This is a genomic window from Oceanobacillus halophilus (assembly GCF_003628505.1).
GTDB classification, from domain to species: domain Bacteria; phylum Bacillota; class Bacilli; order Bacillales; family Amphibacillaceae; genus Oceanobacillus; species Oceanobacillus halophilus.
This window is the reverse complement of record NZ_RBZP01000003.1, coordinates 58,465-77,047: the sequence shown is the minus strand read 5'-3', so window position 1 is coordinate 77,047 and position 18,583 is coordinate 58,465. Positions and strand designations below refer to the sequence as shown.

At 39.1% G+C, this 18,583-nt stretch carries 19 protein-coding genes and 1 riboswitch; of the genes, 7 read left to right on the top strand and 12 right to left on the bottom strand.

Features of this window, described 5'->3' with window-relative positions; all coding sequences use genetic code 11:
• Positions 1-2: 2 nt before the first annotated feature.
• The 9 genes from purF to D8M06_RS06695 all read right to left on the bottom strand — a co-directional run bounded on the left by purF (position 3) and on the right by D8M06_RS06695 (position 9,890).
• On the bottom strand, positions 3-1,409 hold the full coding sequence (gene purF / locus D8M06_RS06735; RefSeq protein ID WP_121203646.1) for an amidophosphoribosyltransferase: 1,407 nt from the start codon (positions 1,407-1,409) through the stop codon (positions 3-5).
• A complete protein-coding gene (purL, locus tag D8M06_RS06730; protein WP_121203645.1) occupies positions 1,385-3,613 on the bottom strand; it encodes a phosphoribosylformylglycinamidine synthase subunit PurL in 2,229 nt (742 codons plus the stop codon). Before purL ends, purF begins: the two co-directional genes overlap by 25 nt.
• Positions 3,597-4,280 carry a phosphoribosylformylglycinamidine synthase subunit PurQ gene (gene purQ / locus D8M06_RS06725; RefSeq protein WP_121203644.1) on the bottom strand — a complete coding sequence of 228 codons (684 nt, stop codon included), beginning with the start codon at positions 4,278-4,280 and terminating at the stop codon, positions 3,597-3,599. Before purQ ends, purL begins: the two co-directional genes overlap by 17 nt.
• The gene (purS, locus tag D8M06_RS06720) at positions 4,277-4,528 is read right to left on the bottom strand and encodes a phosphoribosylformylglycinamidine synthase subunit PurS (protein WP_121203643.1); all 252 of its coding nucleotides are present in this window, start codon (positions 4,526-4,528) and stop codon (positions 4,277-4,279) included. The genes purQ and purS overlap by 4 nt, the downstream gene beginning before the upstream one ends.
• Positions 4,525-5,235, bottom strand: a complete 711-nt coding sequence (gene purC, locus D8M06_RS06715; protein WP_121203642.1) for a phosphoribosylaminoimidazolesuccinocarboxamide synthase — start codon at positions 5,233-5,235, stop codon at positions 4,525-4,527. The genes purS and purC overlap by 4 nt, the downstream gene beginning before the upstream one ends.
• Positions 5,225-6,541: an adenylosuccinate lyase gene (gene purB / locus D8M06_RS06710; protein ID WP_121203641.1), complete on the bottom strand. Its 1,317-nt coding sequence runs from the start codon at positions 6,539-6,541 to the stop codon at positions 5,225-5,227. The genes purC and purB overlap by 11 nt, the downstream gene beginning before the upstream one ends.
• Positions 6,541-7,668 carry a 5-(carboxyamino)imidazole ribonucleotide synthase gene (purK, locus tag D8M06_RS06705; RefSeq protein WP_121203640.1) on the bottom strand — a complete coding sequence of 376 codons (1,128 nt, stop codon included), beginning with the start codon at positions 7,666-7,668 and terminating at the stop codon, positions 6,541-6,543. Before purK ends, purB begins: the two co-directional genes overlap by 1 nt.
• Positions 7,655-8,146 (bottom strand): 5-(carboxyamino)imidazole ribonucleotide mutase, encoded by a 492-nt coding sequence (purE, locus tag D8M06_RS06700; RefSeq protein WP_121203639.1) that lies wholly within the window; start codon positions 8,144-8,146, stop codon positions 7,655-7,657. Before purE ends, purK begins: the two co-directional genes overlap by 14 nt.
• A 133-nt stretch (positions 8,147-8,279) precedes the next feature.
• Positions 8,280-8,379, bottom strand: a riboswitch (purine riboswitch).
• 896 nt (positions 8,380-9,275) lie between these two features.
• Positions 9,276-9,890 carry a DUF2179 domain-containing protein gene (locus tag D8M06_RS06695; RefSeq protein WP_121203638.1) on the bottom strand — a complete coding sequence of 205 codons (615 nt, stop codon included), beginning with the start codon at positions 9,888-9,890 and terminating at the stop codon, positions 9,276-9,278.
• Between the two features lie 171 nt (positions 9,891-10,061).
• Between D8M06_RS06695 and D8M06_RS06690 the strand changes: the two genes are divergently transcribed.
• The 4 genes from D8M06_RS06690 to D8M06_RS06675 all read left to right on the top strand — a co-directional run bounded on the left by D8M06_RS06690 (position 10,062) and on the right by D8M06_RS06675 (position 12,421).
• A complete protein-coding gene (locus D8M06_RS06690) occupies positions 10,062-10,496 on the top strand; it encodes an Hsp20/alpha crystallin family protein (protein ID WP_121203637.1) in 435 nt (144 codons plus the stop codon).
• Positions 10,497-10,635: 139 nt separating this feature from the next.
• A complete protein-coding gene (locus D8M06_RS06685; protein WP_121203636.1) occupies positions 10,636-11,304 on the top strand; it encodes a peroxiredoxin in 669 nt (222 codons plus the stop codon).
• Between the two features lie 11 nt (positions 11,305-11,315).
• Positions 11,316-11,537 carry a hypothetical protein gene (locus D8M06_RS06680; RefSeq protein ID WP_121203635.1) on the top strand — a complete coding sequence of 74 codons (222 nt, stop codon included), beginning with the start codon at positions 11,316-11,318 and terminating at the stop codon, positions 11,535-11,537.
• A gap of 182 nt (positions 11,538-11,719) precedes the next feature.
• Entirely contained in the window at positions 11,720-12,421 is a 702-nt protein-coding gene (locus D8M06_RS06675; RefSeq protein ID WP_121203634.1) for a lysophospholipid acyltransferase family protein, read from the top strand.
• Between the two features lie 257 nt (positions 12,422-12,678).
• On the opposite strand, the gene D8M06_RS06670 is transcribed toward D8M06_RS06675, so the two are convergent.
• Positions 12,679-13,221, bottom strand: coding sequence for an MOSC domain-containing protein (locus tag D8M06_RS06670; RefSeq protein WP_121203633.1), 543 nt, complete (start codon positions 13,219-13,221; stop codon positions 12,679-12,681).
• 322 nt (positions 13,222-13,543) lie between these two features.
• On the opposite strand from D8M06_RS06670, the gene msrA reads away from it, so the two are divergent.
• The 3 genes from msrA (at position 13,544) to D8M06_RS06655 (ending at position 16,193) form a co-directional block, all read left to right on the top strand.
• The gene (gene msrA / locus D8M06_RS06665) at positions 13,544-14,071 is read left to right on the top strand and encodes a peptide-methionine (S)-S-oxide reductase MsrA (RefSeq protein WP_121203632.1); all 528 of its coding nucleotides are present in this window, start codon (positions 13,544-13,546) and stop codon (positions 14,069-14,071) included.
• Between the two features lie 144 nt (positions 14,072-14,215).
• The gene (locus D8M06_RS06660) at positions 14,216-14,839 is read left to right on the top strand and encodes an ArsR/SmtB family transcription factor (RefSeq protein ID WP_121203631.1); all 624 of its coding nucleotides are present in this window, start codon (positions 14,216-14,218) and stop codon (positions 14,837-14,839) included.
• Between the two features lie 70 nt (positions 14,840-14,909).
• Positions 14,910-16,193: an MFS transporter gene (locus D8M06_RS06655; protein WP_121203630.1), complete on the top strand. Its 1,284-nt coding sequence runs from the start codon at positions 14,910-14,912 to the stop codon at positions 16,191-16,193.
• 517 nt (positions 16,194-16,710) lie between these two features.
• Here D8M06_RS06655 and D8M06_RS06650 read toward each other — a convergent pair.
• Both D8M06_RS06650 and D8M06_RS06645 read right to left on the bottom strand, forming a co-directional pair.
• Positions 16,711-17,778: an NAD(P)H-dependent flavin oxidoreductase gene (locus D8M06_RS06650; protein ID WP_121203629.1), complete on the bottom strand. Its 1,068-nt coding sequence runs from the start codon at positions 17,776-17,778 to the stop codon at positions 16,711-16,713.
• 51 nt (positions 17,779-17,829) lie between these two features.
• Positions 17,830-18,540, bottom strand: a complete 711-nt coding sequence (locus tag D8M06_RS06645) for a gamma-glutamyl-gamma-aminobutyrate hydrolase family protein (RefSeq protein WP_121203628.1) — start codon at positions 18,538-18,540, stop codon at positions 17,830-17,832.
• Positions 18,541-18,583 lie beyond the last annotated feature (43 nt).

Here is an 18,583-nt window from a genome sequence, read left to right as displayed (position 1 = left end):
TCCTAATAACTGGTATAAGAAATTTCCTTCTCCTCTTCCTTGACCGGATATTTTCCTGTCATACACGCTGTACACATTCCTTGATTGAAGGAATCATCTGCTAAAACTGCTTTTTCCAAGCCTTCTTCCGTTAAATAGGCCAAACTATCCCCACCAATGATTTCTGCAATTTCTTCAATTGTATGATTTGCAGCAATGAGTTCCTCTCTTGTTGACATGTCAATTCCGTAGTAGCATGGATTCTGAATGGCAGGAGATGCAATACGCACATGGACTTCTTTGGCACCTGCTGCTTTGAGCATTTTCACAATTCTCTTGCATGTCGTTCCACGAACAATCGAATCATCAATCATAATGACACGTTTTCCTTCAATAATTCCTCGAACTGGAGATAGTTTCATTTTCACCCCTTGCTCACGTAATTCTTGTGAGGGTTGAATAAACGTCCTACCGACATAACGATTTTTAAGAATACCCATTTCGTATGGAAGACCGCTTTCTTCAGCAAAACCAATTGCAGCAGAGATACTGGAATCGGGAACACCAATGACAATATCCGCATCTGCTGGTGCTTCATTAGCTAGTACTTTCCCCATTTGTTTACGTGAAGCGTGAACATTCACATAATTGATATTGCTGTCCGGTCTTGATAAATAAACATATTCCATCGCACATAGTTTCCGCTGCTTTTGTTCTGCAAAGTGAGTGGAACGTAATCCATTATCATCAATTGTAATCAACTCACCAGGCAGTACATCACGGATAAAAGTCGCCCCAATTTGATCAAAAGCACAAGTTTCAGATGCAACAACGTAAGCATCGCCAATCATGCCGATGGATAACGGACGGATTCCGGATGGATCAAGCGCAGCGTACATTTTTTCTTCTGTTAAAATGATATACGAATAGGCACCAACCATTTGATTTAGTGCATGACCGATTGTTCCTTCACTAACACTATTTCCATCTCGTTTAATTAAATGTGCTAAAACTTCTGTATCAGAGGTGGTTTGCAAAATACTTCCCTGTTCTTCTAACTGACCACGTAATTTAAAAGCATTCATGATGTTTCCATTATGCGCCAAAGCCATACTGCCTGTTTGTGCACGAAACAATAAGGGCTGCACATTTTCAGCAGCTTTCTCCCCTTGTGTGGAGTAGCGAACGTGACCAATTGCAACTGGCCCTTGCAACTGGTCAAACTTTGCACTCTTAAATACATCGTTCACTAACCCTAATCCTTTATGCCCCTTTAATTCCTCGCCGTCACTAACGACAACACCAGCACCTTCCTGCCCGCGATGTTGCATGGAGTGAAGACCGTAATAAGTTAATTCCGCTGCTTTTTCATGACCCCAAATTCCAAACACGCCACATTCCTCATTTATGCCTTTGATTTCAGCAAGCATGGGATAGCTCCCCTCCAAAGTTTTTCAAGTTCACTCACGTCTTCGTTCACTGTTTCCTCACCATTCACACGAACCTGGAGTTTACTATTTCCTGTCACTTTGCCGATTGCTTTTGCGTCTTCTACGTATTTCTCAAAGTCTTCTCGGTTCTCCGGATTTATCGTAACAACAAATCTGGATTGTGTTTCACTAAATAATTCAACGGTCCTATTACCCGATAAATCTACTTCCGCACCCAAGCCTTTTTCTCCAAAGGCACCTTCAGCTAAGGCTACAGCCAAGCCACCTTCTGATAAATCGTGTGCAGATTCTACTAGACCTGATTGTATAGCTGTTAGTAATTGGTTCTGTCTTTTCGCCTCGATGTTTAAATCAATTGCAGGTGCTTTTCCTTCATATTTTCCTAAAGTCACATTTTGCAACTCACTACCGCCAAATTCTGCTTCAGCTTCCCCAATAACATATACGATATCTCCTGCATTTTGGAAAAAACTTGGAGTAATATGCTCTAACGATTCATGTAATCCAACCATGCCAACAACAGGAGTTGGGAAAATGGATTTCCCTTTGGATTGATTGTACAAGGAAACATTACCGCTAATTACAGGAGTTTCCAGTGCGTTACATGCTGCCGTCATGCCTTCTACACTTTTCTCCATTTGCCAAAAAATTTCCGGATTGGACGGATTACCAAAGTTTAGTCCATCTGTAAGTCCAAGTGGTTTGGCACCAGAGCAGACAATGTTCCTCGCTGCTTCAGCAACAGCAATTTTCCCGCCAGTTTCTGGATCTAAATAAATATACCGGGAATTGCAGTCCGTTGTAATCGCCAATGCCTTATCATGTCCTTTAATACGGATAACTGCTGCATCTGATCCAGGGGTTACGACTGTGTTTGTTTGTACCATAGAGTCATATTGATCATAAACCCACTCTTTGCTTGCGATGGTAGGCTGCTGTAATAAGGTCTTCAACATTTCTGTATGGTCATCCACTTCGGATATCGTGTTTTCCATCTTTTGAAAATCTTGAAAATATTTCGCTTCTGCAGATGGCATGTGATAAACTGGTGCATCGTCAGCCAGAGGGTCCACCGGGATGTCTGCGACGACTTCACCATGATGTTTAATTCGAAACACTTTTTCTTCAATAACTTCACCGACTGGAACTGCATTTAACCCGTATTTTTCAAATACATCGATAATTCCCTGTTCACGACCTCGTTTCACACATAGCAGCATACGCTCTTGAGATTCGGAAAGCATCATTTCATAGGCTGTCATATCTAATTCACGCTGGGGAACAAGGTCTAAGTTCATTTCCATTCCCGTACCAGCCTTACTGGCCATCTCTGATGCGGACGATGTAAGACCAGCAGCCCCCATATCTTGCATTCCTACTAGAGCGTCAGAATGGATCACTTCTAAGCATGCTTCAATAATTAGTTTTTCCATAAATGGATCGCCAACTTGAACAGATGGACGGTCTTTTGCTGAATCTTCCCCTAAATCGTCTGATGCAAATGTCGCTCCATGAATCCCATCACGTCCTGTTGGTGGTCCAGCATACAAGATGGTGTTGCCGATACCTTTAGCTACCCCTTTTTGCATATCTTCATGATTGATCAACCCGACACACATGGCATTTACTAGTGGATTTTCTTCATAACTGTCATCAAATTGCACTTCGCCGCCAACGGTAGGAACACCTACACAGTTTCCATACCCGGCAATTCCATTAACAACTTCTGTAAACAGATATTTCGTCCGTTCTGTATTTAAATTACCAAAACGAAGGGAGTTCATAGACGCTATCGGACGTGCCCCCATCGAGAAAATATCACGAATAATACCGCCAACTCCTGTTGCCGCTCCCTGATACGGTTCTACAGCAGACGGATGGTTATGGCTTTCCACTTTAAAAACAACTGCCTGGTTATCCCCAATATCAATGATACCAGCACCTTCTCCTGGACCTTGCAATACGTTCGGTGCTTTCGTTGGAAACTTTTTCAATAGCGGTTTGGATGTCTTATAACTGCAGTGTTCTGACCACATCACAGAAAAGATGCCCGTTTCCGTAAAGTTTGGACGGCGTTTCAGGATGTTTTTAATCATGTCATATTCCTGGTCACTTAAGCCCATTTCCTGATAGATTTTCTTTTCTTCAATTTGTTCTGGGCTCCACTCACGCGTTTGTAACATAGGTCTGCCTCCAATTCTTGATCATTGCTTTGAATAACTTCACTCCGTCATAACTACCCATTATAGCCTCAACGGCACGCTCTGGATGAGGCATCATACCAAGAACATTTCCCTCTTTATTAATGATTCCTGCAATGTCTGCTACTGATCCATTTGGGTTATTTTCATAGGTGAATACTATTTGGTTGTTCTCCTTCAATTTTTTTAAGGTTTCCTCATCACAGAAGTAATTTCCTTCACCATGAGCTATTGGAAAACGAACCAACTCCTCTTTTTCATAGTCAGTGGTAAACAAAGTTTCATTATTCTCAACAACTAAATACTCTTGATGACACATAAAGGATAGATTCTTATTACGCATTAATGCACCTGGAAGCAAACCAGATTCAGTTAACACCTGGAATCCATTACAAACACCTAGTACAGGTTTGCCTTTCTGTGCATGTTCCCGAACCTGTTTCATTACGTCAGAAGTAGCTGCAACTGCTCCTCCTCTTAGATAATCACCGTACGAGAAACCACCTGGAAGCAAAATCGCATCATAGTTTTCCAGATTGCTATTTTCATACCATACCAATTCCGCTTCTTCCCCCATAACCTCTTTTACCGCATGATACATGTCACGGTCACAATTGGAACCAGGAAAAACAATCACAGCAAATTTCATGCTTGAACAGCCTCCTCCACACGGAATCGGTAATCTTCCATCACTGGATTAGCAAGCAGCTTATCACACATGTCTTTCACACGTGCTTCTAAATCCGGACCATCATCGACTGTTAATTCGATAACTTTTCCCACTCTTGCTTCTTTAACCTCTTGATAGCCCAATGAATTCAAAGATTCCTGAATTGCTTTCCCTTGTGGATCTAACACACCTGCTTTTAACGTTACGTAAACTGTTACTTTCTTCATACTATTGCCTCCAGTCGATGTAAGATTTCTTCATAAACCTCAATTATATTCCCAGTACCCTGACGAAAAACATCTTTATCTAATTTATTCATTGTTTCTTTATCCCACAAACGGCATGTATCCGGGGAAATTTCATCAGAAAGGACAATATCGTCTTTAATCTTTCCGAATTCCAGTTTGAAATCTGCTAATATCACACCTAAACCGGTAAAAAGTTCACTCAAGTGGTTATTAATTTGAAGTGCCTTCGTCTTTATTTCCTGTAGTTCGACAGGAGTAATATTGCATAACAATATGGCATGTTCGTCATTAATTAACGGATCTCCCAATTCATCTTTCTTGTAATATAACTCTACAATTGGGGGATAAAGATTGGTCTTTTCCTCTATTCCCAATCTTCTGGTGATGCTTCCTGCTGCGACATTCCGAACAACCACTTCCAATGGAATGATTTCTGTCTTATTTACCAGCTGTTCTGTTTCATTTAATTGCTCAATGAAATGAGAGTCAATTCCTCTTTCCCGGAGATATTCAAAAATCCGTGAAGAGATCTCATTATTTAAATGACCTTTTCCAGCGAATGAAGCCCTCTTCTCTCCATTAAATGCTGTTGCATCATCTTTATAAGATAAAACTAATTTCCCCAGTTGTTTGGCTGCTTGATAGACTTTCTTAGCTTTTCCTTCATATAAGAGATCAGCTTTCATTCGTTTCTCCTTCCGTTAGTCCAATTCGTTCAAAAATGAGGTTCACATTTTTTAAATGCCATGTGTAATCAAAACAATCCTCTATTTCATCCTGTGTTAGCAGGTTACTCATTTGGTTATCTTGCTCGACTAGCTGCTTAAAATGCGTTCCTGTTTCCCATGCCTGCATCGCTTTTGGCTGCACGATGTCATAGGCTGCTTCTCTTGTCATGCCTTTATCAATTAATTGAAGCAGTACTCGTTGTGAGAAAATAACCCCATGTGTTTTATCCATATTTCGTTTCATATTCTCTGGGAATACCGTTAAATCTTTGACGATATTACCAAAGCGGTTCAACATATAATCTAGGGCAATCGTTGCATCCGGTAAAATCACGCGTTCTGCTGAGGAGTGGGAAATATCACGCTCATGCCATAGAGAAACATTTTCATATGCTGTCATCATGTAGCCACGAACAACCCGTGCCATGCCGGTCATATTTTCTGAGCCAATTGGATTGCGTTTATGCGGCATGGCGGAAGATCCCTTTTGTCCTTTGGCGAAACGTTCTTCCACTTCACGGGTTTCCGTCTTTTGTAATCCACGAATCTCTGTTGCAAATTTTTCAATGGAGCTAGCGATCAATGCTAGTGTTGACAGATATGCTGCATGTCGGTCACGCTGCAGGGTCTGTGTTGATACAGGTGCCGGTGAGATGCCAAGTTTATGGCAAACGTATTTTTCAACAAAAGGGTCTATGTTGGCATAGGTTCCTACTGCTCCAGACATTTTGCCAAACTCTATATCCCTCGCTGCCAGTTCAAAACGTTCCAAATTACGATTCATCTCTTCATACCAAAGAGCAAGTTTCAACCCAAATGTTGTAGGTTCAGCATGCACCCCATGCGTCCGGCCCATTTGTACAGTATGTTTATGTTCTATTGCTTTGTTTTTTAAAATTTCGATGAAGTTGTGTAGGTCCTTACGAATAATTTTATTTGCCTGTTTGATTAAGTAAGAAAGTGCCGTATCAACTACATCGGTAGAGGTTAAGCCATAATGAACCCATTTACGCTCCTCTCCCAGTGTTTCCGAAACTGCTCGAGTAAAAGCAACAACATCATGGCGGGTGTCCTGTTCGATTTCATAGATACGGTTGATGTCAAAGGTTGCATTTTTGCGAATCGCTTGCACATCTTCCTTTGGGATAACGCCAAGTTCACTCCAAGCTTCACATGCTAAAATTTCAACCTCCAGCCATGCTTGGTATTTATTCTCTTCCGTCCAGATGGTTCCCATTTCTTCTCTGGTGTAGCGGTCAATCATTATTTTGCCTCCTCGAACTTTTCGACCTTTGCAAATAATTGATTTTCGGTGTCTGCGGTAAAAGTAATGTGGCCCATTTTCCGTTTCACTTTCGCTTCATCTTTGCCGTATAAATGAACAAAACCTTCTTCACTATTTGGCATGGCACGTAAAACAGGCTCCATATCCTCTCCTAAAATATTCCGCATAATCGCTGGTTTGAACTGTATTATTGGCATTAACGGAAGACCACAGATTGCACGTATATGTTGGCCAAATTGCGAGATATTACAGGCCTCGATTGTATAGTGTCCAGAATTATGCGGTCTTGGTGCCATTTCATTAAGATAAATATCACCATTTTTAACAAACATCTCAATCGCAAAAGTCCCGACAATATTCATTTCTTCTGCAAGCACTCGAGCTGCTTCATTTGCTTTGATTTGTACTTCTGCATTCACTTTAGCTGGTGCCATTGTCTGGAAAAGAATATGGTCACGATGTTCGTTTTCAGCAATTGGAAAATAGGCAATCTCGCCTGATTGTGATCTAGTGAAAACAACGGAAATTTCTTTATCAAATGTAATCCATTGTTCCAAAATGCAAGAACCATATTTATCTGCAAATGCTTTAGCTTGCTCTATATCTGCTTTAGAGTTAATCTTCAACTGACCCTTCCCGTCATAACCACCACTGCACGTTTTTATAACCGCAGGCAATGTGAACTGTTTTAATGCTTCCTCACACTCCTTAGCATTTGATACAATGGAAAATTCAGCAATCGGAAGGTTTAATTTCCTCATAAGCGTTTTTTCATTTTCTCTATTCTGTGTAATTCCCAAAACATTGGAACCTTGTGGTAGTTTGCCTTGTTCTTCAATAAATGTAGCTGCTTCTAAGTCGACATTTTCAAACTCATACGTTACGACATCACTTAAATCTGTAAGTTGTTTAATTGCATCCATATCGTCATATGCTGCTGTTATTTGCGTGTCGGCAACTTGTGCAGTTGGGCAATTGGGTGTTGGATCTAAAACAGCAATTTGATATCCCATATATCTCGCAGCAATAGCCATCATTCTTCCTAGCTGTCCTCCACCAATAATTCCGACGGTTTGTGGTGGGAGAATTGGTTTATTTATTTGCAAGTTCTTCCCTCATTTCTTCTACTTTCCCTTGCATTTCATTTCGATAGTTTTGTAGATTGTTAGCGATATCTTCATCAAACGCTCCGATAATCTGTGCCGCAAGAATTCCAGCATTCGTTGCTCCCGCCTTACCGATTGCAACGGTTGCAGTTGGAACTCCACCAGGCATTTGTACGATAGATAGCAGTGAATCAAGTCCATTTAGTGCTTTGCTTTGAACTGGTACACCAATGACAGGAAGCGTCGTTTGTGAAGCAACCATTCCTGGTAAATGTGCCGCTCCTCCCGCACCAGCGATTATTACTTTTAAGCCTCGATTACGTGCAGATTTTGCATAATCAAACATTTTATCTGGTGTTCGATGCGCGGAAATAACATCTTTTTCATACGGAATTTCTAACTGTTCAAGCACACTGCATGAATGCTGCATCGTTTCCCAATCTGATATACTTCCCATAATAACCCCGACTTGAGCCATCCGTATCCATCCTCCTATATATGTAAATCATTTTTTTAAATGAAAAAAGTCTATTCCTCTCCCTCATTAATGAGGAAAGATGAATAGACTTAGCCTATATTATCGCGCAGCTTAACAAACCATTGTTACGCTACAACGATTCATCTTCCCCCATAGTCCAGCATTTACGGTACTGGGTAGAGACTTCTAGGCCATATCCCTAGAAATATATGAGGTGATTTTACGTATCCATTTGTCGTGTTAAGCATAACAATTCGAGCGCTTAATGTCAACAAAATATCGAACGATTTAATGTTTATGTAAAATAACGTTCGGGTTTTGGGGGATTATTAGGATTTGCTGTAGGTTGGGGCGCTAACTTTTAAGATTGAGCGTTTATTCCTGATTTATGAGGGGGCGCGGATGGTTGTAGGCGCTCGTAATGTTTTTATGGGCGTTCCGCTGGATTTATGGGCGCTCAGCTGAATTTATGGGCGCTCTGCATAATTTATAGGCGCTCTGCATAATTTATGGGCGCTCTGCATAATTTATGGGCGCTCAGCTGAATTTATGGGCGCTCTGCATAATTTATGGGCGCTCAGCATAATTTATAGGCGCTCTGCATAATTTATGGGCGCTCAGCTGAATTTATAGGCGCTCTGCATAATTTATGGGCGTTCAGCTGAATTTATAGGCGCTCTGCATAATTTATGGGCGTTCAGCTGAATTTATAGGCGCTCTGCATAATTTATGGGCGTTTAGCTGAATTTATGGGCGCTCAGCTGGATTTATAGGCGCTCTGCATAATTTATGGGCGTTCAGCATAATTTATAGGCGCTCAGCATAATTTATGGGCGCTCTGCATAATTTATGGGCGCTCTGCATAATTTATGGGCGCTCTGCATAATTTATAGGCGCTCAGCATAATTTATAGGCGCTCAGCATAATTTATGGGCGCTCAGCATAATTTATGGGCGCTCTGCATAATTTATGGGCGTTCAGCTCACTTTGCTAACATTTATTTCTGACAGTTCTTTCAAAGTAATCATTATATCAACGAAAAAACACTTTTATCAACAACTTAGGACTGGATATCTACCATCGGGAAATATATCAACAAAACAAGGAGCAAGCATTTGCAGCTTACTCCTTACAATTTACTATCCTTTTCATCTATACTCGTTTTTGACTCTGCCATTTTAGCATCGGAATTCTTTTTCTTCGGATTCAACAATTTGCCTTTTCGGACGTGTTTAACCCAGAAACCTCCGTAAATTCGTTTTGGTTCATAAGAAATAATAAATGCTTTTGGATCAATTTCTTTTATGGTTTCGTACAAGCGTAACTCATATTTTCTAGGTGTTAGGATCTGCATGGATAACCGATCACCATCCATCCCATAAGCATACCAGCTCGTTACACCATATCCTTTTTCTCTAATTTGCTTGGTAAAATTAAAGTCTGGATTGGATGAAACGACATTTACCGTAATGTATCCTAAGGCTAGTTTTTCCTCAATTTTGGCCCCTATAATTAACCCTGTTCCATACCCTATCGCATAGGCAATCAAGTTCTGAATTTCGTTCAAATTGTCAAGTACTAGCCCTAAACCTACAATATAGACAACCACTTCAAACATACTCACAAAAGATGCAACGTACGTTCGTCCCTTTAATGTTAAAATCATCCGTACTGTCATTAAAGATACGTACACAACATTAACAATAAAGATAATGCTGACCATAATTAATGCATTTTCTAGCAATGTTTAACCCCCATTCCTTTCCATCTTTCTAATTTATTAAAAATAGCTATATATGTAAATGATTTTGGTTAAGTTCCTGTATAACAGCCAACACATGGTTTTATTCCATCTAGGCACCTTTCCTACTTTTGGGGCATAGGCTATAGAAATTAAAAACAAAGAGGTGTAAATATGGATCCATTTCAACAAATGACTGACTGGAAAAAGAATATGGACCACTTTTTTGGCGAAAACTTTTGGAATGAATTTGAAGGCATTATAAAACCTAATATTCCCCAAATCAATATGTATCAAACAGATCATGAAATTTTATGTATGGTCAATATGCCAGGTATGCAGAATTTGAACCAACTAGATATCTTTGTTAATTATACAACTTTAGAACTGAAAGGAAACATTGACTTAGAACAGGCTAATGGCACCGTAATTAAGGAAGAAATCCTTCAAGGGGTATTTAACCGAGAGATTAATCTACCCTTCCCGGTGAGGGCAGATAAGATAAATGCGACTTATAGAAATGGTCTTGTATTTATACAATTGCATCGCTTAATTTCAGATAAGAGCAAAAAGAACAAAGTAGAAGTGCAATTCATGGAGGATGAGTAAAAACAAAAGGATTCGTTTGACAAATCAGACGAATCCTTTTTATTGTTACAAAAAATTCAATAATATCACATATATCGGTCTATTCCAGTGTTAAACTAGGATTGGAAAGCGATTACAAACTATATAGGAGGCCGTTGAGATGAGCGATATTCGTGTAAAAGAAAGAACGGAAGAAATCAAAACATTACCAAGAATAGGTTCGAAAGCACCACAATTTGAAGCAGTTACTACACACGGAACTCTGAGATTATCGGACTATGAAGATGGCTGGCTTGTTCTATTTTCACACCCAGCTGATTTCACTCCAGTTTGTACAACGGAATTTATGGGTTTTCAAAACATTTATGATGATTTACGTGAACTGAATACGGAGTTATTAGGACTAAGCGTTGATAGTGTAAGCTCACACATTGCATGGGTACGAAATATTAAGGAAAAGTTTGGAGTAGAAATAGCGTTTCCTATCATTGCAGATCTAAACAAAGAAGTAGCCGAAGCTTATGGAATGATGATGCCAGAAGAAAGCAATACAGAAACAGCTCGTGCCGTGTTTGTCATTGACGACAAACAAGTGGTACGTTCTATTATATATTATCCACAATCTACAGGAAGGAATATGCAGGAAATATTGCGGTTAGTAAAGGCCTTGCAAAAATCAGATGAGCATCACATTGCAACACCAGCTAATTGGGAGGATGGCGATGAAGTCATAATACCTACCCCATCAACTACAGAGTTAGCTGAAGAGCGAATGAAAGATGATAGTCTGGAATGTACCGATTGGTATCTTTGTAAAAAGAAATTATAGGAGGGAGTATAATGGCGTGTGTTAATGCTCAAGGAGAGTTAAGCAACTCCGCTAAAAAGCTGCTTCACGCTATAGAGAGCGATGCTTTAACGCCTCAGGAGATTTCCAAACAAATGGGTGCTCCACTTTTTAAGGTTCGTAGCAGCTTAAGGGAAATGGAAGATTTGGAATTCGTAACCGTGAAAGATGAACGGTATAAAATTAGTTCAAAGGCAAAAGAACTATTAGACTAGTAATATTCAGTGGACAAGCACAGGTTGTGTTTGTCCACTTACTTTCTTTATGATTATTTTTCAATCGATTCCCTAGATTAAATGTATATCCAAAAGAAACAAATGACATTTGTAACTTCTTTCACTTGTTCATTTCCTTTATAATCATATTGCAATCAACACGATGGAAAAGAGGAAATCATATGCGAACTCTATTATTTCAAGGATATATGTGGGGTTATATTTTAAGTAAAGCTAATAAATCATTTACCATTAATAAGTTAAATAGATCTGGTAAGAACAAAGAAAAACTGGAACTAATGGATAAGATTATTTTAAAATGTACGAATAATTTAATTAAAATTTCCGGTGCTGATCTTACAGTTACAGGGCAAGGAAATATTCCGCTAAATGAACCTGTTTTATATGTAAGTAATCATCAAGGTAATATGGACATCCCTATTTTATATTCAACAGCACCCCAAACGATGGCATTTGTTGCGAAAAAGGAAATGGAGAAAATCCCCTTGTTGGGTTATTGGATGAAGGAACGAGGATGCGTATTTATCGACAGAGATAATGCTCGTAGTTCCCTAAAGGCTATTAATCAGGCTATTCAAGGTTTAAAATCAGGTAACTCCATTGCCATTTTTCCAGAAGGAACTAGAAGTAAGGGGCCTGACATGGGTGATTTTAAATCAGGCAGTTTGCGAATAGCGATGAAATCTGGAGTCAAAGTCATCCCTGTAACCTTAAAAGATTCTTATCAATTGATCGAAATGAAAGGTAAGAACACACCAGCCAAAGTTTCTGTTCATTACTCTGCACCCATTGATTCAAGAGATTTTAAAGATACAAACCATCTAGCTACGGCTGTCTTAACAGAAATAAAAAAACATTTGTAACAACTTCCTTATTCTGAAAAACATCTTGCTCACAGTTATGATTATAATATACGGAGAGCGACAGACGGAGTAGGCCCAGCAGCGCCCGCGGAAAGAGTAGTCTGCTTTCGTAGCGGATTTAAGCACTATTCTTAATTAAGTTCGTCAACAGTTTCTATCAACTGTAAAACTTCAAAAAGAAACAAACTTTACGTAAAGAACCTTACAAAATATTTGCAGACCAAATCAGGTAAGTGGTCTGCAAACAGTCCACTTACCTAAAATCCCCTTACCCTTTTTCTTAATGCTCTTCTCCAGTTACTTGCGAGCAGTTCACAATCTGACAATTCATCTGCCATTCTCAGATCATATTTATTTACATACATTATTTCGTTGCAGACTGCAACTGACCAGTGTGGGTAAGGCCGCTCCAATAGTTCAAGGTCTGTCCCTTCTTTTACTAGCCCCTCTTCGACCACTCGAAAATACCATCCTGTACGCAAACTTTTCCTCAACAGACTCGTGTTTGCCTTCCCTGGTCGGGATACTTGAATAACCGCATCTCCCATTCTAAATGTATCTCCTATACAAACAGTGAACTCGTCCATTTCTAAGACAGAAAAGTTCTCTCCTAAACTGCCTTCTTCCTTAAAATCAACCTCTTCTTGCTGCCAATACGTATAGTGTTTAATTGGGTACGCAAAGATAGCATGATCCTCATTATTCTTTTGAGAAAAGCCAACCTTTTCCAACCAAAACTTTTCCCTCGATGCCCTATCCCCTTCTCCTTTAAAAATTATATGTACATAAGGCTCTTCCATTATTTCACCTGCTTTAAAGATATGTTATAGTATCTTTATTCTATTAGAAAACTTAGGCTTAGCAAAGCCCGATTTTTGCAGAAAGAATTTCATATTCTACTTTCCTAGAAAAATAGATTATTAGAAGACTCTTTCGTATTTTGTTGCTTCGTTTTTTTATTTGGTAGAAACTAGAATAGTGTAGCTGTCGCTTCTGTATTCTGAATTAAAGTAATCAACAATTTTCATAAAATGTAAGGTAAAAAGCAACAATCTTTTAGAAAAGAGCCTTCATAAAAGAGCCATATAAAAAGATTGATTTTGTACATAGGAGTGAACCAATTTGGCGAATATAAAAAAGGCAACATTTGCTGGTGGCTGTTTTTGGTGTATGGTCAAACCGTTTGACCAGTGGAACGGTGTCAAAAGTGTTATTTCTGGTTATACAGGTGGTCATGTGAAAAATCCAACCTATGAGCAAGTGAAAACTGGAACCACCGGCCATTATGAGGCAGTGGAGATTACTTATGATGCTTCTATTATGAACTATGAAACGATAATTGATTTGTACTGGAAGCAAATTGATCCGACCGATGCTGGCGGACAATTTCATGATCGTGGGGATCAATACCGTACAGCCATTTTTTACCATGATGATGAACAACAGGCCATAGCAGAAACAAGTAAAAAAGCATTGGACGAAAGCGGGAAGTTTTCTAAACCTGTTGTTACGGAAATTCTCCCAGCCGTTACTTTCTATCCAGCCGAAGAATATCATCAAGATTTTTATAAAAAGAATGAGAAGGAATATAAAGAAGACCGGGATAAATCTGGACGCGATGAGTTTATTGAAATAGTTTGGAAGAAATAACGATTGCCTTCACGAAAGCTTCTCATAAACTGCTGAGGTGGGGAATATTAATTCCCCATCTCAGTTTACACCTGATACTAAACTATGCTATACTACAGTCAAATAAATTTTACCGAGTAAAAACATATAACGGAGGGATGAATAATGAAACAAGTCTCGACCATTGATTCCTATGACCAATTAAAGGCTATCAGTGACCCATTACGAGCTAAAATGATGATGCGATTAATTGAAAAGCCGTTCACTGGCCAGCAACTCGCTGAACTGTTGGATTTATCAAGAGCAAAGATACATTATCACTTAAAGGAGCTTGCGAAGAATGGTTTGATCAAAGTGGTTAAAACCGAGGAAAAAAACGGGATTGTTCAAAAATTCTACCGCGCTGTCGCAACTGGTTTTGTACCCTCTCCCGATTTAATGCCACACGTGGAAGAGGTTAGTGAAGCAACAAAGGCAATGCTGTTGCAAATGATGGACCGATCACGAACACGACTGTTAACAGCACCGGATATGGCCTTTCAAAGTAAAGATACAACGGATGACTATAGTGAATGGCCATACTTAAGTACTATCTACGAAATCACAATAACGGAAGGAAATTTCAAGAAGTTCATTAAAAAATTCCATCAACTAATGGAGGAACTTAGAGAGGAACATAAATCCGCAGAAAAAGATCCAAATGGAAAGCTGTATCATATTACCGCATATGGATTTCAGGTTGATGAACCTTTATTTGAACAGTTTGATGATAAAAAGGAATCCAAGTAAGATTCTTTTTTATTTCTACAACGGTCAAATTTATTCGACCGATTAAATATTTGAAACGGAGTGATGGATCATGAAATGGCTAGTACGAAATCACAATTTTCTTTTCTTATTTTTAGGTAGGCTAGTTACCAATATTGGCGATAGTATTTATTATGTTGCTGCTATGTGGTTAGTGTACGATTTGGGTGGTAATGCCTTTTATTCTGGATTAGCAGGTTTTCTAACTATGCTTCCTATGGCATTACAATTTCTTACGGGACCTTTCGTTGATCGTTGGCCAATAAAAAAAGTACTGATAAGTACGCAACTATTACAATGCTTCCTTATTTTTCTTATTCCATTGACCTACTACTTTGACGTATTAACTGTTCAATTGGTGTTAATCATTATGCCGATTGTTTCATTCATAGAGCAATTCGCCTATCCTGCTCAAACAAAAGCATTACCGATTGTTCTAAAAAAGGATGATCTAGTTAAAGGGAATTCCCTCTTTTCCTTTGCCTATCAAGGTGTGGATCTAGTTTTCAATGCGATTTCTGGGATTCTTATCGTTTCATTTGGAGCTATTACACTGTTTCTTGCCGACTCCATTACATTTGCTGTTGCTATCTTACTATTTGCAGTACTTAAATTTCCAAAACAAGCGATAAAAAAATCCAATCAAAAGAAAACAGCGAAAGACGTTATAAAAAGCTATACCAGAGAATTAAAAGAAGGCTTTTCCATAGTGTTTCACTCATTACTTGCCACCTTTCTACTAGGTTCGGTTTTATGTAATTTTGCAATTGGAGCTGCCCAGGCAGTGTTACCTGCTTATGCCGATTATCAAGGCGGAGCTCAGTGGTATGGTTTCTATCTAGCGGCATTGTCTATTGGAAGTTTAATTGGTGCATTAATCAGTTCTTTATTCGGCAAACTGCCATTGGGCAAACTTACTATACTAGCATTTGCAATCGGTGGAATTTTATGGATAGTTAGTCCGTTCTCATCCTCTACTTTATTTGGAGTTATCCTTTTTGGCTTAGCATGGATTCCTGTCGGTGCAACCAATGTTCTATTTGCAGCCGTCATTCAAACGATTGTCCCAAATAACTTCTTAGGAAGAATAAATTCGATAACGAGAAGCATGAGTGTTGTAGCCATGCCTATTGGGTCACTGGCTGGTGGTTATTTAGCTAGTGTATTCTCTCCACAATTCATTTTTTCCATAACTGGATCTGGGATTTTATTCGTATCCGTTGTTTGGCTGTTACATCCCACTCTAAGAAAATTGCCGAGAGTGGCCAATATGGATGCAGCTACTTTTCGATTACGCTTTAAGGAGAAAGAACCAAATGTTGTAAATGAAGTCTAATTAAATAAAACAATCTTTCATTTTTGCTTGAGTCATATATTTTGTTGCTATTTAACGTTACAGTTAATTGAAATGGTTGATATTCTGAATTCATAGTAATGTGCTTAACACCGCTGCGGAAATACACTACGATTTCCGCGTGCGCTGCTGAGCCTACTCTATCGCTCTATATAAACTTTACCTAGACGTTTTTCCTCAGGAAAAGGAACGCTTCATCTTCGTGAGAAATCTTTTTTCAAGGAGTCTCCCTGTCTTTCCACCACTATGTTGCCTGCTCTGCCTGTATAAAAAAATATGCTGGTTTTATGAATAAAACGGTATTATACGTAATTATAAGCCTTAAACTCAAAAAATCTGAGCATCTATCCAAGCAAAGTGTTCTGCCAAAGCGAATGTCATGACTTCATCAATAAGTAACTGCGAACGACACTTTTCTGAATTAAAGATATTCACATTCTATACTAAATGTGAAATAAAATAATGGTACATAAGGCAAAAATCTTTTAGAAAAAAATCCTTAGTTTATTATTTCAGGATCTGAAATGATTTGTTTGATCAATTCCTGTACATTTTGCTTCTTTGCTAATCTCGGACTCTGACCAGACCATAATGACATAAATTCGATCTTGTTTTGTGATGCAGCAGCTTTTCGAATTGGTTGTGTTAGAACATTTAGCACAGGAAAGGCTGGAAGTTTCTCTTCATTCTTTTTCATTTCCTGAATGTAACGATTATTGATCCCCCTTGCCCATTTTCCAGAAAATGCACGAGTCAAAGTTGTTTCCTCTTCCGTCGACTGAAGAAGTGTCTTCTTATGCAATGGATGGACCCCACTTTCCACGCACGTTAGGAAGGCAGTACCCATTTGAACGCCCAATGCACCAAGACAAATCGAAGCTTTTAGTCCTCTTCTGTCCATTATTCCTCCTGCTGCAATAACCGGAATTTCTACTGCATCTGCAACTTGTGGAACAAGCGACATCGTTCCTATGAGACTTTTTTCTGTCTGACTTAGGAAATTTCCACGATGCCCACCCGCTTCACTTCCCTGTGCAACGACAGCGTCCATTCCTAATTTTTCAATTTCCTGGGCCTCTTTAACTGTTGTTGCTGTCCCTACTACAGTCACTCCATGCTGCTTTAGTTTTTCCATCATTTCTTTAGACGGGATCCCAAAAGTAAACGAACAGATAGGAACCTTTTCGTCTATAATAATCTGAATCTGGTCATGATACGTTTGAAAAGCATCTGTCACTTTAGGTAGTTGAACCTCAGGCTGTTGAATATCTAATTCATTCTGATAGGGTTGTAGTGTCTGTTTAGCTGCATTAACATCTTGTTGTGAAACTTCGAATTCATCTGGGACAAATACATTAACCCCAAAAGGCTGTTCTGTGGATTTCTTCACTTCTCTGATTAACGTTTTCAAACTTTCCGAGGACATATAACCAGCACCAATCATTCCTAAGCCTCCATGATTGGAAACAGCTGCAACCAACTGTTCAGTTGTAATTCCTCCAGCCATTGGTGCTTGAATAATTGGATACTTAATTTTAAAAAGATCTGTTATTTTATTTGGAAGCATGCCTACACCTCATTTTAGCTAGAACTAGTTATTTATATATTTCTACATGGTTTAAGCCAAATCCTTTTTACATGCCTTCATAAACCCTGCATAAATTTTCTGTGAGGATTCATCTACCATTGCCTCCGGATGCCACTGAACTCCTAGCACAAATCTATGACCCTTACTTTCTACTGCTTCAATTATTCCATCACTAGCTAAGCCACTAACTTGGAATGGCTCTGTAACTCCACGATTTGCTTGATGATGATAACTGTTGACACGGAGCCTCCTCTTCCCGGTTAATTGATGAAGGAGGGAATTCTCGAGAACATCAACAAAATGCGAGGCATGTTCGCGTGGAGCTTTTTGAGCATGTTGTAGCAATTCGGTATCTATTTGTGCATAAATGTCCTGATACATATCTCCTCCACCAGCAATGTTCAACGTTTGACTGCCACGGCAGACACCTAGAATTGGCTTATCCAATTCCAGCATCCTTTTCATCAATTCTATCTCAAAGTGGTCACGTGCGGGAATGATGGTACCGAGCTGCGGATGGGGCTCTTCATCAAACAAAGTTGGATCAATATCATAACCACCTGTAGCATATAAACCATCTAATTGATTCGCTAATTGATGAAGATCCTCATCCTCCAACGTATAAGGAAGCATGACAGGCATCCCTCCAGCTCGAATAATCGCCTTAATATTACTAGTATTAACAGCATAATGTGACTGATCAATCTCCATGGAAGACGTCACTCCAATGAAAGGTTTCAAATGGTCCCCTCCTCTAATTAATAAAAAAATTAATTCTATTCTA